Annotated in this window: 17 protein-coding genes; 11 read left to right on the top strand and 6 right to left on the bottom strand. The window is 52.6% G+C overall.

All coding sequences use genetic code 11. The features are described from left to right. The first annotated feature begins 157 nt into the window (after positions 1-157). From aaeX to C2U53_RS06875, 5 genes are all read left to right on the top strand, one after another. Positions 158-361 carry a p-hydroxybenzoic acid efflux pump operon protein AaeX gene (gene aaeX, locus C2U53_RS06895; protein WP_000051841.1) on the top strand — a complete coding sequence of 68 codons (204 nt, stop codon included), beginning with the start codon at positions 158-160 and terminating at the stop codon, positions 359-361. A 7-nt stretch (positions 362-368) separates the two neighbouring features. Continuing rightward, positions 369-1,301, top strand: coding sequence for a p-hydroxybenzoic acid efflux pump subunit AaeA (gene aaeA / locus C2U53_RS06890; protein WP_042998330.1), 933 nt, complete (start codon positions 369-371; stop codon positions 1,299-1,301). A 5-nt stretch (positions 1,302-1,306) separates the two neighbouring features. Next, positions 1,307-3,274, top strand: coding sequence for a p-hydroxybenzoic acid efflux pump subunit AaeB (gene aaeB / locus C2U53_RS06885; RefSeq protein ID WP_044255975.1), 1,968 nt, complete (start codon positions 1,307-1,309; stop codon positions 3,272-3,274). 90 nt (positions 3,275-3,364) lie between these two features. Further along, positions 3,365-4,813 carry an NAD-dependent succinate-semialdehyde dehydrogenase gene (locus tag C2U53_RS06880; RefSeq protein WP_104445749.1) on the top strand — a complete coding sequence of 483 codons (1,449 nt, stop codon included), beginning with the start codon at positions 3,365-3,367 and terminating at the stop codon, positions 4,811-4,813. 29 nt (positions 4,814-4,842) lie between these two features. Next, positions 4,843-5,115, top strand: a complete 273-nt coding sequence (locus C2U53_RS06875; RefSeq protein ID WP_042324989.1) for a barstar family protein — start codon at positions 4,843-4,845, stop codon at positions 5,113-5,115. Between the two features lie 57 nt (positions 5,116-5,172). Here the strand turns inward: C2U53_RS06875 and yhcN are convergent, their stop codons facing one another. Together yhcN and argR are read right to left on the bottom strand one after the other, a co-directional pair. Next, on the bottom strand, positions 5,173-5,436 hold the full coding sequence (gene yhcN / locus C2U53_RS06870) for a peroxide/acid stress response protein YhcN (RefSeq protein WP_042998327.1): 264 nt from the start codon (positions 5,434-5,436) through the stop codon (positions 5,173-5,175). 367 nt (positions 5,437-5,803) lie between these two features. After that, positions 5,804-6,274, bottom strand: a complete 471-nt coding sequence (argR, locus tag C2U53_RS06865; protein WP_042324992.1) for a transcriptional regulator ArgR — start codon at positions 6,272-6,274, stop codon at positions 5,804-5,806. A 414-nt stretch (positions 6,275-6,688) separates the two neighbouring features. Between argR and mdh the strand changes: the two genes are divergently transcribed. Beyond that, positions 6,689-7,627: a malate dehydrogenase gene (gene mdh / locus C2U53_RS06860; RefSeq protein ID WP_042998326.1), complete on the top strand. Its 939-nt coding sequence runs from the start codon at positions 6,689-6,691 to the stop codon at positions 7,625-7,627. A gap of 69 nt (positions 7,628-7,696) precedes the next feature. Here mdh and degS read toward each other — a convergent pair whose 3' ends face one another. The 3 genes from degS to zapG form a co-directional block, all read right to left on the bottom strand. Further along, positions 7,697-8,764 carry an outer membrane-stress sensor serine endopeptidase DegS gene (gene degS, locus C2U53_RS06855; RefSeq protein WP_042998325.1) on the bottom strand — a complete coding sequence of 356 codons (1,068 nt, stop codon included), beginning with the start codon at positions 8,762-8,764 and terminating at the stop codon, positions 7,697-7,699. Positions 8,765-8,854: 90 nt separating this feature from the next. Further along, a complete protein-coding gene (gene degQ / locus C2U53_RS06850) occupies positions 8,855-10,222 on the bottom strand; it encodes a serine endoprotease DegQ (RefSeq protein WP_042998324.1) in 1,368 nt (455 codons plus the stop codon). Between the two features lie 168 nt (positions 10,223-10,390). Then, positions 10,391-10,789, bottom strand: a complete 399-nt coding sequence (gene zapG, locus C2U53_RS06845; RefSeq protein WP_043001761.1) for a Z-ring associated protein ZapG — start codon at positions 10,787-10,789, stop codon at positions 10,391-10,393. A 192-nt stretch (positions 10,790-10,981) separates the two neighbouring features. On the opposite strand from zapG, the gene zapE reads away from it, so the two are divergent. From zapE to rpsI, 3 genes are all read left to right on the top strand, one after another. Then, positions 10,982-12,109: a cell division protein ZapE gene (gene zapE, locus C2U53_RS06840; protein WP_061069292.1), complete on the top strand. Its 1,128-nt coding sequence runs from the start codon at positions 10,982-10,984 to the stop codon at positions 12,107-12,109. Positions 12,110-12,340: 231 nt separating this feature from the next. Continuing rightward, a complete protein-coding gene (rplM, locus tag C2U53_RS06830) occupies positions 12,341-12,769 on the top strand; it encodes a 50S ribosomal protein L13 (protein WP_042998322.1) in 429 nt (142 codons plus the stop codon). A 15-nt stretch (positions 12,770-12,784) separates the two neighbouring features. Next, positions 12,785-13,177, top strand: coding sequence for a 30S ribosomal protein S9 (gene rpsI, locus C2U53_RS06825; RefSeq protein ID WP_000829818.1), 393 nt, complete (start codon positions 12,785-12,787; stop codon positions 13,175-13,177). Here rpsI and C2U53_RS06820 read toward each other — a convergent pair. Then, positions 13,174-13,368, bottom strand: coding sequence for a hypothetical protein (locus C2U53_RS06820; protein ID WP_099433685.1), 195 nt, complete (start codon positions 13,366-13,368; stop codon positions 13,174-13,176). The genes rpsI and C2U53_RS06820 overlap by 4 nt on opposite strands. A 113-nt stretch (positions 13,369-13,481) precedes the next feature. On the opposite strand from C2U53_RS06820, the gene sspA reads away from it, so the two are divergent. Together sspA and sspB are read left to right on the top strand one after the other, a co-directional pair. Next, positions 13,482-14,120 carry a stringent starvation protein SspA gene (gene sspA, locus C2U53_RS06810; protein ID WP_042998321.1) on the top strand — a complete coding sequence of 213 codons (639 nt, stop codon included), beginning with the start codon at positions 13,482-13,484 and terminating at the stop codon, positions 14,118-14,120. Positions 14,121-14,125: 5 nt separating this feature from the next. Then, positions 14,126-14,626: a ClpXP protease specificity-enhancing factor gene (sspB, locus tag C2U53_RS06805; protein ID WP_042998320.1), complete on the top strand. Its 501-nt coding sequence runs from the start codon at positions 14,126-14,128 to the stop codon at positions 14,624-14,626. Positions 14,627-14,685 lie beyond the last annotated feature (59 nt).

Here is a 14,685-nt window from a genome sequence, read left to right as displayed (position 1 = left end):
TAGATCACATATTATAGATAACAGCATAACAGTTACGGTAATATATTATTATTCAAATAAAGGCTATGTCGCTCTCGCCTGGCTTTCCTTGCCCTTCTCCGCGTCGACATTTGCTGAAAACTGTATCGCCTGCACTCTCTACAATATCAAGGTCAATATGAGTCTGTTTCCCGTTATCGTGGTGTTTGGTCTGTCCTTCCCACCGATATTCTTTGAATTGCTTCTGTCACTGGCGATTTTCTGGCTGGTGCGCCGGGTGCTTGTGCCTACGGGCATCTATGATTTTGTCTGGCATCCGGCTCTGTTTAATACTGCGCTGTATTGCTGTCTCTTTTACTTGATATCGCGCCTGTTCGTTTGAGGTTGAAGTGAAAACACTAACAAGAAAAATCTCCCGTACGGCCATTACCCTCGTACTGGTCATCCTGGCGTTCATCGCTATTTTTCGCGCCTGGGTCTATTACACTGAATCACCGTGGACGCGTGATGCCCGATTCAGCGCAGACGTGGTTGCCATCGCGCCGGACGTTGCCGGGCTCATCACTGCCGTTAAGGTGCATGATAATCAACTGGTGAAGAAAGATCAGGTGCTGTTCACCATCGATCAACCGCGCTACCAAAAAGCGCTGGAAGAGGCCGAAGCCGACGTCGCCTATTATCAGGTGCTGGCGCAAGAGAAACGCCAGGAAGCCGGACGTCGTAACCGTCTTGGCGTCCAGGCGATGTCCCGTGAAGAGATTGATCAGGCCAATAACGTTCTGCAAACCGTATTACATCAGCTTGCTAAAGCGCAAGCGACTCGCGACCTCGCCAGGTTAGATCTCGAACGTACCGTTATTCGCGCGCCTGCGGATGGTTGGGTAACTAACCTGAACGTCTATACCGGTGAGTTTATTACCCGAGGCTCTACCGCCGTGGCGCTGGTGAAACAGAACTCCTTCTATGTGCTGGCCTATATGGAAGAGACCAAGCTGGAGGGCGTCCGTCCGGGCTATCGCGCAGAAATTACCCCGTTGGGTAGCAATAAGGTATTAAAAGGGCGAGTCGATAGCATCGCGGCAGGGGTCACCAATGCCAGCAGTACCCGCGACGATAAAGGCATGGCGACGATCGATTCCAATCTGGAATGGGTACGCCTGGCGCAGCGCGTTCCGGTGCGTATCCAGCTTGACGATCAGCAGGAAAATCTGTGGCCTGCCGGCACCACGGCGACTGTCGTGATCACCGGCAAGCAGGATCGTGACGAAAATAATGATTCGTTCTTCCGTAAAATGGCGCACCGTCTGCGCGAATTTGGTTAATCGCGATGGGCATTTTTTCCATCGCCAACCAGCACATTCGCTTTGCGGTCAAACTGGCATGTGCGATTGTCCTGGCGCTGTTTGTTGGCTTTCACTTTCAGCTTGAAACACCACGCTGGGCGGTGCTGACGGCGGCGATTGTCGCGGCGGGTCCGGCCTTTGCCGCCGGCGGCGAACCGTATTCTGGCGCGATTCGTTATCGCGGGATGTTGCGCATTGTCGGCACCTTTATTGGTTGTATTGCGGCACTGGTGATCATCATTGCGATGATCCGCGCACCTTTGCTGATGATTCTGGTGTGCTGTATCTGGGCGGGGTTTTGTACGTGGATCTCTTCGCTGGTGCGCGTTGAGAACTCCTATGCATGGGGGTTATCGGGCTACACCGCGCTGATTATTGTCATCACTATTCAAACCGAACCGCTGCTTACGCCGCAGTTTGCTGTAGAACGCTGTAGCGAGATTGTCATCGGGATTGTCTGCGCCATTATCGCAGATCTGCTCTTTTCTCCACGATCGATCAAGCAAGAGGTCGATCGTGAGCTGGATAGCCTGCTGGTGGCGCAGTACCAACTGATGCAGTTGTGCATTAAACATGGCGATAGCGAAGAAGTGGACAAAGCCTGGGGCGATCTGGTACGTCGGGCCACGGCGCTGGAAGGAATGCGCAGCAACCTGAACATGGAATCCTCCCGCTGGGCGCGGGCGAATCGCCGCCTGAAGGCGATCAATACCCTGTCGCTGACCATGATTACGCAATCTTGCGAAACCTATCTGATCCAGAACACGCGTCCTGAGCTGATCACCGATACCTTCCGCGAGTTTTTCGCCATGCCGGTTGAAACCGCGCAGGATGTGCATAAGCAGCTTAAGCGCCTGCGCCGGGTGATTGCCTGGACCGGTGAGCGTGAAACGCCCGTCACGCTGTATACCTGGGCTGGGGCGGCAACGCGCTATCTGCTGCTGAAGCGTGGCGTGATCAGCAATACCAAAATCAGCGCCACGGAAGAGGAGGTGTTGCAGGGAGAACCGGTGGTGAAAGTCGAGTCCGCGGAACGTCACCATGCCATGGTGAACTTCTGGCGCACCACGCTCTCTTGTGTGCTGGGAACGCTGTTCTGGCTGTGGACAGGCTGGACTTCCGGTAACGGCGCAATGGTGATGATTGCGGTGGTGACTTCGCTGGCGATGCGTCTGCCGAACCCACGCATGGTCGCTATCGACTTTATCTACGGTACGCTTGCCGCGCTGCCGTTGGGGGCGCTCTATTTTCTGGTGATCCTCCCCAATACCCAACAGAGCATGCTGTTGCTTTGTCTGAGCCTCGCGGTGCTGGGATTCTTTTTGGGGATCGAAGTACAGAAGCGGCGTCTGGGGTCGATGGGCGCGCTGGCCAGTACCATTAACATTATCGTGTTGGATAACCCGATGACCTTCCACTTCAGCCAGTTCCTGGACAGTGCGTTAGGGCAGATTGTGGGCTGCGTACTGGCCTTTCTGGTCATTGTGATTGTGCGCGATAATTCTCGCGATCGTACGGGTCGTGTGCTGCTCAACCAGTTTGTTTCTGCGGCGGTGTCAGCGATGACCACCAACGTGGTACGACGCAAAGAGAACCATCTTCCCGCGCTTTATCAGCAGCTGTTTCTGTTGATGAATAAATTCCCGGGGGATTTGCCGAAGTTCCGTCTGGCGCTGACCATGATCATTGCGCACCAGCGTCTGCGGGATGCGCCGATTCCGGTCAACGACGATCTCTCCGCGTTCCACCAGCAGTTGCGTCGTACGGCGGATCATGTCATTTCAGCCGTGAATGACGACAAGCGTCGACGCTATTTTGGTCAGCTACTGGATGAGCTGGACGTGTATCAGGAAAAGCTGCGAGTCTGGGAAGCGCCCCCGCAGGTCACTGAACCGGTGAAACGACTGACCGGTATGTTGCACAAGTACCAGCATGCGCTAACCGACAGCTAACCCTCAGAAACCGATGCCAAAAGCGTCGGTTTTTTTATGGCTATACTTATTCGATGTGCGCAATGCAGGACATCAGAAGGAGAAAACACCATGCAAACGCTTCAGGACAACGAACTTTTTCAGACGGGATATCTGGTTGATGGGCAGTGGAAAACGCTTGATACCACCTTTGATGTGCTCAATCCGGCGACTGGCGACACGATCGCGAAGGTGGCGAAAGCAGGAAAACAGCAGACCGAGGAGGCGATTGCCGCGGCCAGTAAGGCATTTCCTGCCTGGCGGGCAAAAACGGCAAAAGAGCGCTCGGCAATTCTGTACCGTTGGTATGAATTGATCATCGAAAACAAAAGCTGGCTGGGACGGTTGATGACCACCGAACAGGGGAAACCGCTGAAAGAAGCCGAGGGTGAGGTCGAATACGCTGCCAGCTTTATCCAATGGTTTGCCGAGCAGGCGAAGCGTGCCAATGGCGAAATTATCCCGCCGATCAAACCCGGCTCTCGCATTCTGGCGACACGCGAACCGATTGGCGTCGTGGCAGCCATTACGCCGTGGAATTTCCCGATGGCGATGCTGACCCGTAAGCTCGGCCCGGCGCTGGCGGCGGGCTGTACCGGGGTGATAAAACCGGCCAATAACACGCCGCTGAGTGCCTTTGCGTTGCTCACGCTGGCGAAGAAAGCGGGGGTCCCTGATGGCGTACTCAACGCCGTAGCGGGCAATACGCCGGAAATCAGCGATGCCATCATGGCAAGTCATGCGGTGCGCAAAATTTCGTTCACCGGTTCAACGGCTGTCGGTAAAACGCTGGTACGTAATGCCGCGGAAACCATGAAAAAAGTGTCGATGGAACTCGGTGGCAATGCTCCCTATATCGTGTTTGACGATGCGGACATCGATGCGGCGGTAAAAGGCGCTATTGCCAATAAGTTCCGTAATGCCGGGCAGGTTTGTGTCAGCGTGAACCGCTTTTATATCCAGGAGAGTGTCTACGACGAATTCACCCGCAAACTGACCGATGCGGTTCAGGCATTGCAGGTGGGGAATGGCCTGGATGACGGCGTCGTCGTCGGGCCGCTGATCGAACCGTCTGCGGTCGATAAAGTGCGTGAGCATGTGGAAGATGCCGTTGCGAAAGGAGCCAAAGTGCTGGCGGGCGGGAAAGCGCACGCACTCGGCAGTAACTTTTGGCAACCAACGGTATTGGGTGAATGTCGTGACGACATGAAGCTGGCGAGCGAAGAGACGTTTGGACCGGTTGCCGCTTGCTTCCGTTTTACCCGAGAAGAAGAGGTAATCGAGCGCGCGAACAACACGCCGTTTGGCCTGGCCGCTTACTTCTATACGCAAAACCTACAACGGGTGTTCCGTGTCTCTCAGGCTATTGAGAGCGGTATGATCGGGATAAACGAATGTGCGGTTTCCACCGAGTTGGGACCGTTTGGCGGGGTGAAAGAGTCAGGGCTGGGACGTGAAGGATCGGTTCTGGGGTTAGACGAATTTCTGGAAGTGAAAACCCTGCATATTGGCGGCCTGTAGTCAGACCGATATCGGGAAGGTGGCGATAGATGAATATCTATACATTTGATTTTGATGAAATTGAGGATCAGGACGACTTTTATCGTGAGTTTGCGCGAATGTTTGGCCTGGCCAAAGAGAAAGTAAGCGATCTCGACTCTCTGTGGGACATCATCATGAGTGAAGCGCTGCCGTTACCGCTGGAGATCGAGTTTGTACATCTACCCGAGAAATCACGCCGGCGTTATGGCGCACTGATTTTGTTGTTTGATGAAGCAGAAGAAGAGCTGGAAGGTCAGTTGCGTTTTAATGTTCGTCATTGAGAGATAAAAAAGCCCCCGACAGTCGGGGGCAAGGTCGTCGGACTAGACGACGAGGGTTTATTTGTACAATTCGGCAGTGGCATGCCAGGTGTCACCGCTACGGGCTTCGGTGATCTGATACGCTGATGCGCCTTTTTCCTGGGCTTTCTTGTTCAGCATTTCATGCATGTCCATTGGGCTGGAGCCGATTGCACTTACGGAGACAGAGCCAATCGCTTCGCGATTTTGTGCTTGTTCTGCGTTGATAGAATCTGCGGCGAATGCGCCAAATGAAAGAACAGAGAGAACGCTTAACGCAGCAACAGTTGTTTTGATTTTCATGATAAGTACCTCGTCGAATTTATTATTGGGGGTCTTCGTTTCGTGACCCTCATCACAAAATCAAGTATACACTAATAACGTGATAAATTAATACCACGCTAATGGTTTCAGCGATGCGTAAGTAATGAAAATTTATTTTTTTATGCCTGTCTGGAATTAAAAAATGATGGTTTTTTGTTTATATCTAATAAAATCATATGGATATGAAATTTTGCGATTTGTGCGGTTTTGCATGGGCATATTCACTGCTTGAATGATTTTGGGCAGATAAACGCACTATTTGCTAAATAACAGGCAGATAAAATAACGGGAAGTGAACGTTAAAGCAGGGTTTTACCCCGCCGCCTCAGACGACGGGGTGAGAGGGTCAGAGCTCTTGTTCGAACAGCTCCAGAATGGCTTCGTAAAGATCTTTTACCGTAAAGCCATTAGCCGGGGTGGTAAAGATGGTGTCATCCCCGGCGATGGTGCCCAGAATGCCTTCAGCTTTACCCAGCGAGTCCAGCAGGCGGGCGATCAACTGCGCCGCGCCAGGACTTGTGTGGATCACCACCACTGCATCGTTAAAATCGATATCAAGAACCAGGTTTTTCAGTGGGCTGGAGGTGGTGGGTACGCCCAGTTCAGCCGGGAGGCAGTACACCATCTCCATTTTCGCATTGCGGGTACGGACTGCCCCAAACTTTGTCAGCATGCGTGACACTTTGGACTGGTTGATGTTATCAAAGCCTTGATCCTGCAATGCGAGGACAATTTCGCCCTGAGAGCTGAATTTTTCTTCTTTAAGTAGCGCTTTAAACGCTTTAACTAATTCTTCTTGCTTAGCTGAGCTTCGCATAAGTCACCCGTAGTATGAGAGTGGAAACAACATTATTATGCATACAGATGAATTTTTATGCAAATAGTCTGCCCAAGTGAAGGCTGAAATAATGTTATGAAAGAGCGGAATTTTATCAAATATTGTTATCAAGAAACATGCCTGTGTCACGCCTCGCAAATAAGCTTAAAAGTAAATTAATTGTTATCAAATTGATGTTGTTTTGGGCTGGTAGTAGGGTATATTGTCACCACCTGTTGGAAAGTTGCTCTACTGCACAGACAGCTTCGGATTACGTCAATTAAATGCATAAAAGCTAAATTCGCGTGACAACACAGAATTGAATACGGGTGATTGTATTCATCGAATTTGTGGTTTAACGTCGCCGCCGCGGAGCAACAAACACTAGTTTATCAATATAATAAGGAGTTTAGGATGAAAGTCGCAGTCCTCGGCGCTGCCGGCGGTATCGGCCAGGCGCTTGCACTACTGTTAAAAACCCAACTGCCTTCAGGTTCAGAACTCTCCCTGTACGACATCGCTCCAGTGACTCCCGGTGTGGCTGTAGATCTTAGCCATATCCCAACTGCTGTGAAAATCAAAGGCTTCTCCGGTGAAGACGCGACCCCTGCACTGCACGGTGCGGACGTGGTGCTGATCTCCGCAGGTGTAGCGCGTAAACCGGGTATGGATCGTTCCGACCTGTTTAACGTCAATGCGGGCATCGTGAAGAACCTGGTACAGCAGATCGCGACGACCTGTCCGAAAGCCTGCATCGGTATCATCACCAACCCGGTGAACACCACCGTCGCTATTGCAGCAGAAGTACTGAAAAAAGCGGGCGTTTACGACAAAAATAAACTGTTTGGCGTAACTACGCTGGATATCATCCGCTCCAACACCTTTGTGGCGGAACTGAAAGGTAAACTGCCGACTGAAGTTGAAGTTCCGGTTATCGGCGGACACTCTGGCGTGACCATTCTGCCACTGCTGTCGCAGATCCCTGGCGTGAGCTTCACTGACCAGGAAGTCGCTGACCTGACCAAGCGTATTCAGAACGCAGGTACCGAAGTGGTTGAAGCGAAGGCGGGTGGCGGATCGGCAACCCTGTCTATGGGCCAGGCGGCCGCTCGTTTCGGTCTTTCTTTGGTGCGCGCGCTGCAGGGCGAAAAAGGCGTTGTAGAATGTGCCTACGTTGAAGGTGACGGCCAGTACGCACGTTTCTTCTCGCAGCCGCTGCTGCTGGGTAAAAACGGCGTCGAAGAGCGTCAGTCTATCGGCAAACTGAGCGCATTCGAGCAGAATGCGCTGGAAGGTATGCTGGATACCCTGAAGAAAGATATTCAACTGGGTGAAGAGTTCGTTAACAAGTAAGCGAACCGCGAAGCCATAAAAAAACCGGAGCAATATGTCTCCGGTTTTTTATTGCCTGATTGCCGATAACTAATTGGTTGCCGGGTATTCCTGAATAGTGACCTGTAGCGTCAGCTTCTTATCATCACGCATGACAATCACCGGAATGACCGAACCTGGTCGAATCTCTGCTACCTGGTCCATGGTTTCCAGTGCGGAGACCGCCGGTCTGCTGTTCACGGAGATAATCAGATCGTTAACCTGAATACCGGCCTGCGCCGCCGGGCCATCCGGCGCCACTTCGTTCACGACGATCCCCTGGATTTGGTCCATACCGCCGCCCTGCGTGTGCAGTGGGGCAATTTCACGACCACCAATCCCAATGTAGCCACGGATAACACGGCCATCGCGGATCAGCTTATCCATAATTTTGGTTGCCAGCTGGAACGGAATGGCAAAGCCAATCCCTTCCGGCGTTTCGCCGTCGTTGCTTTTATCAAACGACAGGGTGTTGATACCCATGAGCTCACCCAGCGAGTTCACCAGTGCCCCACCAGAGTTACCGTGGTTGATCGAGGCATCCGTTTGCAGGAAGTTCTGTCGTCCGGTTGGGTTCAGGCCGATACGCCCCGTGGCGCTGATAATGCCCTGGGTGATGGTTTGTCCGAGATTATAAGGGTTGCCGATCGCCAGGACTACGTCACCGATATGCGGTGAACGTCCGGCGTTGATCGGAATCGTCGGCAGACCGCCAGTGGCGTTGATTTTCAGTACCGCCAGGTCGGTCAGCGTATCGGAGCCAACCAGCAGCGCTTCAAACACACGTCCATCCTGCAAGGCGACGATGATTTGATCGGCATCGTTGATCACATGCTTGTTGGTAATGATGTAGCCGCGCTGATCCATGATTACACCTGAACCCAGGGTGCGGATTTCCAACTGATTATGCGCGGTGCTGTTCATACTGCGGTTATAGACGTTGACCACAGCGGGGGCCGCACGACGTACCGCAGAGTTATAGCTGGCGGGCGTCTCGTCGGCACTGTCATATTGCGGTGCAGAAAGCGTGTTGATTTTGCGTAGCGAAGGCATGGCGGCCAGAAGAATGGCGCCAACAATCAAACCAATTGCAACCGAACGTAAGAGCTTCACTAACATGATGGAGGCGTCATTAATAAAGGGAACGGCAGCAGCATATCACGAGTTAACCGGACATCACACGCGAGGCTGATGCCCGGTCATCTGGATTTAACGCAGGAGCAGATAAATGCTCTCGTTACCGCGGACGATTTGTAGCGCAATAATGGACGGTTTGGCTTCCAGCACTTTGCGCATCTCGGCGATAGAATTCACGCGGTCACGGTTGACCCCGATGATCACATCATCCTTCTGCAAACCAGCCTGCGCGGCGGGACTGCTCTTTTCAACGCTGTCAATTTTGATACCTTTGCTGCCGTCTTTGAGCTGACCATCGCTCAGCGTCGCGCCCTGTAACGCCGGGGCAATCATCTCCGCGCTGGCAGATGACGAGGTGCTGGTATCAAGCGTCACTTCCACTTCCAGCGGTTTGCCGTTACGCAACAGGCCCAGCTTCACTTTAGTACCGGGTTCTGTGGTGGCAATCCGGGAGCGCAGCTCAGCAAAACTATTGAGCGGTTTGCCGTTGAGACTGGTAATCACATCGCCGGACTTAATGCCCGCTTTGGCTGAACCGGAGTTTGGCAGTACTTCGCTGACAAAGGCACCGCGCTGCACATCTATCTTGAATGCTTTGGCGATGTCGGCGGACATTTCGGTCCCTTTAATCCCCAACAGGCCCCGCTTGATTTCACCAAACTGAATCAGCTGCTGCGCCAGGATGCGGGCCATATTGCTGGGGATGGCAAAACCAATCCCGACGCTGCCGCCGCCAGGCGCAAGAATAGCGGTGTTAATACCGATCAGCTCGCCGTTCAGGTTAAGCAGCGCGCCGCCGGAGTTCCCGCGGTTGATTGAAGCATCGGTTTGAATAAAGTTCTCCAGACCTTCCAGGTTCAACCCACTGCGTCCCAGCGCGGAGACGATACCGGAGGTGGCGGTTTGCCCCAGACCAAACGGGTTACCGACCGCCACAGCAAAATCACCAACGCGCAGTTTATCCGAGTCGGCGATGGCGATTTGCGTCAGCTTGCTGGCGTTTTGAATTTGCAGCAGGGCGATGTCGCTTTGATCGTCGCTGCCAATCAGTTTGGCCTCGAATTCACGCCCGTCATTCAACTGAACGCTGATTTTCTGCGCCTGATTAATCACATGATTGTTGGTCAGAACATAGCCTTTTGCGGCATCGATAATGACCCCGGAACCCAGTCCTTCAAACGGCTGTGCCTGCTGATCGGGCAGATCATCGCCAAAGAATTTTTTAAACTCTTCCGGGACTTTCTGCGTTTGAGTGGCGGTGCCTTCAACCTTCACGCTAACGACGGCAGGCAGCACTTTTTCGAGCATCGGGGCAAGACTGGGAAGCGCGGGCTGGCCGGGAACCTGGCCTGGGATCGACGCAATGGCCTGAAACGGCGCCGAGAGAGTTAACCCGACACTTAACGCTAATGCACTCAACAGCTGGGTTTGTATTTTCATTGATCCTGCTCTCGTACCTTGAGTAAAGGGAAAGACGATTCAAAACAGTTTGATGTTATTGAATTTTCAGTCTGCTAACAATGCGGATAATGATTAAATGATAGTCGGGACGGGAGAGAAGAGGTGGGCGCAATCGCTGCGCCCAGGAAAAATATTATCGCTGTGCAGTCAGTCGCGCTTTGCGCCACTACGCAGCAGGCCGGATGCGCCTTCGGAGTAGTCACGCGGCATTTGTACCGGAGCCTGGTCGTTGCCGGCTTCAGATTCAGCCAGACGGTTACGGAACGGGTTAGATTCCGCAGACAGTTCCGGCAGCAGGCTGCTGGAGCTTTTCGCCATGTGCTGATACAGCTGACGGTAATCGTGAGCCATGGTGTCCAGCAACTCGGCGCTGCGGGCAAAATGGCTGACCAGTTCTTCGCGGTACTCTTCCAGCTCAGCTTTATTCTTTTCCAGTTCGTACTGCAACGCCTGTTGCTGGCGTAATTTCCGGTTACCAAAACGCATGGCTACAGCACCGACGATGATGCCGACGACTAACCCAATTAGCGCATATTCCCAGGTCATGAACATCTCCCGTTGTCTTTTGTTTCCGTAGGGTGTTGGCTTTAGGCTCCATGCCTGCGCCTGATACTGCCACTATAACCGCTAATCCCACAGAAGTGGAATCCCGTCTTTATATCGCGTAGTGTAGAACGGCCTTTTTTTCGTCAACCGTGAACGACGGCACACCGATTTTCAAGGAATAACAATAACATCATGCAGAGCTTTACCCCCACATCGCGTTACCTGAAAGCCATTAACGAAGGCACTCACCAACCCGACGACGTGCAGAGAGAAGCGGTCAATCGCCTGGAGATCATTTACCAGGCGTTAACGGCGAACCCCCCTGCGGTTCCCGACGCAAAAGGGTTTATGGCCCGCGTGGGCAAACTGCTGGGGAAAAAGGAAGAGGTACACAGCGCGCCGGTGCGAGGCTTATATATGTGGGGGGGCGTTGGTCGGGGGAAAACCTGGCTGATGGATCTGTTCTACCACAGCCTGCCTGGCGTTCGTAAGCAGCGTCTGCACTTCCATCGCTTCATGCTGCGCGTGCATGAGGAGTTAACCGCGTTGCAGGGACAAACCGATCCGCTCGACATCGTGGCCGACCGTTTTAAGGCAGAAACAGATGTGCTGTGCTTTGATGAGTTTTTTGTGTCTGATATTACCGATGCCATGCTGCTCGGCGGCCTGATGAAGGCGCTGTTTGCGCGCGGTATTACGCTGGTGGCAACTTCGAATATTCCGCCAGATGAGCTGTACCGTAACGGGTTACAGCGTACGCGTTTTCTTCCCGCCATCGATGCGATTAAGCAGCATTGCGACATCATGAACGTAGACGCAGGCGTGGATTATCGACTGCGGACGTTGACCCAGGCGCATTTGTGGCTCTCACCACTGAATAATGAAACGCAGCAGCAGATGGATAACCTCTGGCTGGCGCTGGCTGGCACCAAACGTGAACAGCAGGGACCGGTTCTGGAGATTAATCATCGTCCATTGCCGACGCTGGGCATGGAAAACCAGACGCTGGCGGTCTCATTTCATACGCTGTGCATTGATGCCCGCAGCCAGCACGACTATATTGCGCTGTCACGCCTCTACCATACGGTTATGCTGTTTGACGTGCCGGTGATGACACCGTTAATGGAAAGCGAAGCGCGTCGTTTTATTGCGCTGGTGGATGAATTTTACGAACGCCACGTCAAGCTGGTGGTAAGCGCCGCTGTGCCTTTATATGAGGTGTATCAGGGGGAGCGACTGAAGTTCGAATTCCAGCGCTGTCTGTCGCGTTTGCAGGAGATGCAGAGCGAGGAATATCTCAAGCAAGAACACATGCCCTGATCGCGGCCAATAAACTGTTGTGCAAATCACAGAAAGGGGTCGATCTTTGACCCCGACTTCTCTATAATCTTGCGACCCCACGTTACAAGAAAGTTTTTTTCCCAAAACTTTTTGTGTGCTGGCATTGGCTATTCGAAGGGGTAGGTTTGCCGGACTTTGTCGTGTGAACCTCAACTGACATAACGTTTGGGTGTTCACCAACGTGTAACTTATTTATTGGGTAAGCTTTTAATGAAAACTTTTACAGCTAAACCAGAAACCGTAAAACGCGACTGGTACGTTGTTGACGCGACCGGTAAAACTCTGGGCCGTCTGGCTACTGAACTGGCTATTCGCCTGCGCGGTAAGCATAAAGCGGAATACACTCCGCACGTAGATACCGGTGATTACATCATCGTTCTGAACGCTGACAAAGTTGCTGTAACCGGCAACAAGCGTACTGACAAAGTGTACTATCACCACACCGGTCACATCGGTGGTATCAAAGAAGCGACCTTTGAAGAGATGATTGCTCGCCGTCCTGAGCGTGTGATTGAAATCGCGGTTAAAGGCATGCTGCCAAAAGGCCCGCTGGGTCGTGCTATGTTCCGTAAACTGAAAGTTTACGCTGGCAACGAGCACAACCACGCGGCACAGCAACCGCAAGTTCTTGACATCTAATCGGGATTATAGGCAATGGCTGAAAATCAATACTACGGCACTGGTCGCCGCAAAAGTTCCGCAGCTCGCGTTTTCATCAAACCGGGCAACGGCAAAATCGTTATCAACCAACGTTCTCTGGAACAGTACTTCGGTCGTGAAACTGCCCGCATGGTAGTTCGTCAGCCGCTGGAACTGGTCGACATGGTTGAGAAACTGGATCTGTACATCACTGTTAAAGGTGGTGGTATCTCTGGTCAGGCTGGTGCGATCCGTCACGGTATCACCCGCGCTCTGATGGAGTACGACGAGTCCCTGCGTTCCGAACTGCGTAAAGCAGGCTTCGTTACTCGTGATGCTCGTCAGGTTGAACGTAAGAAAGTCGGCCTGCGTAAAGCACGTCGTCGTCCGCAGTTCTCCAAACGTTAATTGTTTTCTGCCTTTGGCAGATTACGGTTGGCGAAAAAACCCGCTTCGGCGGGTTTTTTTATGGATAAATCTGGCGTAATCCTCTGACAAAACCCTCTTTTTCCCCATTTCCAGAATCGACTCACCACAAAGGTCACAAAATCTGGTAAACTATCATCCAATTTTCTGCCCAAATATCGGGTATTGCTCATTTTTTGTTTGCTTTTTGAACGATGATGACTTTTCCGACGTGGGTGACATCACTTCTGACTGGCCATGCGATGGCTGGTAGCAGTAAAAATTCTGAATATACCTGGAGGTTTTCATGGCTGTCGCTGCCAACAAACGTTCGGTAATGACGCTGTTTTCTGGTCCTACTGACATCTATAGCCATCAGGTCCGCATTGTGCTGGCTGAGAAAGGTGTAAGTTTCGAGATCGAGCACGTGGAAAAGGACAATCCACCTCAGGATCTGATTGACCTCAACCCGAATCAGAGCGTCCCGACACTGGTAGATCGTGAGCTGACCCTGTGGGAATCTCGCATCATTATGGAATACCTGGATGAGCGTTTCCCGCATCCGCCATTAATGCCGGTTTACCCGGTAGCACGTGGCGAAAGCCGCCTGTACATGCACCGTATCGAAAAAGACTGGTATACGCTGATGAACGTCATCGTTAACGGGTCTGCTTCAGAAGCTGACGTTGCTCGCAAACAACTGCGTGAAGAACTGCAGGCGATTGCACCGGTATTCGGTCAGAAACCGTATTTCCTGAGCGATGAATTCAGCCTGGTGGATTGCTACCTGGCGCCGCTGTTGTGGCGTCTGCCGCAGCTGGGTATTGAGTTCAGCGGTGCGGGCGCGAAAGAGCTGAAGGGTTACATGACCCGCGTCTTTGAGCGTGATTCTTTCCTGGCGTCCTTAACCGAAGCTGAACGCGAAATGCGTCTTGGCCGGGGTTAATACTGATGGATTTGTCACAGCTAACACCGCGCCGTCCGTATCTGCTGCGTGCATTTTATGAGTGGTTGCTGGACAACCAGCTCACGCCGCACCTGGTGGTGGATGTGACGTTGCCGGGTGTGCATGTTCCGATGGAATATGCCCGCGACGGGCAGATTGTCCTGAACATTGCACCGCGCGCGGTGGGGAATCTGGAACTGGCTAACGATGAGGTGCGTTTTAATGCGCGTTTCGGCGGCGTTCCGCGTCAGGTTTCTGTGCCGTTAGCGGCGGTGCTGGCTATTTATGCGCGTGAAAACGGTGCCGGAACGATGTTTGAACCGGAAGCGGCCTATGACGAAGATGTTGCCAGTCTTAATGATGATGACGCGACTTCTGGCGCAGAGAGCGAAACCGTTATGTCAGTCATTGATGGTGATAAACCGGATCATGACGATGACAACAATCCGGATGACGATCCGCCGCCGCCGCGTGGTGGGCGACCGGCATTACGTGTTGTTAAATAGATGAAAACAGGCCCCGCTGGGCCTGTTTTTGATCGCACCGACCGTGGTTTCACCCTCCT

This window comes from Citrobacter sp. CFNIH10, assembly GCF_002934585.1.
Taxonomy (GTDB): Bacteria; Pseudomonadota; Gammaproteobacteria; order Enterobacterales; family Enterobacteriaceae; genus Citrobacter_A; species Citrobacter_A amalonaticus.
This window is presented reverse-complemented; position numbering and strand designations above follow the sequence as displayed.